The organism is Oleiphilus sp. HI0061 (assembly GCF_001635675.1).
This window is the reverse complement of sequence record NZ_LWFE01001782.1, coordinates 1-1102: the sequence shown is the minus strand read 5'-3', so window position 1 is coordinate 1102 and position 1102 is coordinate 1. Positions and strand designations below refer to the sequence as shown.

Genomic DNA, 1102 nt, shown 5'->3' with positions numbered 1-1102 from the left:
TGCAATTGCGAACCTTGAAAAAGGTGTTTCTTTTTTTGCATCAACGACCATGCTTATTCTCGCTGGCTTAATAACCATCTTAGGCTCAACTGAAAAAGCAATACACCTCATAGAAGGGCTCCCCTTCGCAGTCCCCACCGATCGCTCGGAATGGGAGATCAAAGTCATTACGTTAATTTTTGTTTTTGTCTATGCCTTCTTCAAGTTTACCTGGAGCTTACGCCAATATGGTTTTGTAACCATTATGGTTGGCGGGGCGCCAACCCCTAGTGAAGACTGCAGTAATGAAGAGAGGGAGGCGCTTGCTTCACGCATGGCTTCCATGGCCTCCATGGCCGCTAACAACTTTAATAGTGGCTTACGCACTTACTATTTCTCTATCGCCATGCTGACCTGGTTTATCAACCCATGGGTATTTATGGTCGCCAGCACCCTTATTGTCTTTATTCTATTTCGTCGTGAATTTAAGTCATCCACACTTAAAATCCTGGTGGGTAAAGAAGAGCTGTCTCAAGCAATGCGCTAAAACTCAATAAAAAACAAAAAGTCACAAGTCTATTCTTTACCGATCGCGGGCTTTTTCTATACTCATTAGAACAAATATAAAACAAAGGCAATTGACGCGTAGGAGTTACAGGAATGTCTTTAGAATCGCTATTTAAAGGAAGCCCAAATTTACCCAACATCCCGAAAGTGGTGCAAGAACTGATCAAGCAGTTTAATGATCCTCATTCCAATGTTGATGAGATTTCAAAAAAAATACAGATGGACCAGGTCCTTTCTGCCAAAATTATGCGTCTAGCCAATTCCGCGCGCTATGGTGCAGGACGTAAGATCGCCTCAATCGACTCTGCAGTTGTGATGCTCGGCATCGATACCCTGAAAACCTTAGTCGTTGCCTCTGGTATTACTGGTGCTTTCCAAGACATCCCGGGCTTTGATAAAAAACAGTTCTGGCGTGATAGTTTCATGATTGCCAGCATCAGCAAGCTAATTGCTAAACACACTGACTCAGACCCTGAAACAGCCTTCACAATCGGCATGATGCGTAACATCGGCGAGCTACTAATTCATATTTATCATGAAGAGTCTGCCGTTAAAA

The 1102-nt window shown here is 43.3% G+C and carries 2 protein-coding genes; both read left to right on the top strand.

Features of this window, described 5'->3' with window-relative positions:
* A partial coding sequence (locus A3735_RS27230) for a DUF599 domain-containing protein (RefSeq protein WP_068639033.1) occupies positions 1-526 on the top strand: 526 nt, incomplete at its 5' end.
* 113 nt (positions 527-639) lie between these two features.
* Positions 640-1102, top strand: a 463-nt coding sequence (locus A3735_RS27225; protein ID WP_156499962.1) for an HDOD domain-containing protein, incomplete at its 3' end; no start/stop codon positions are given.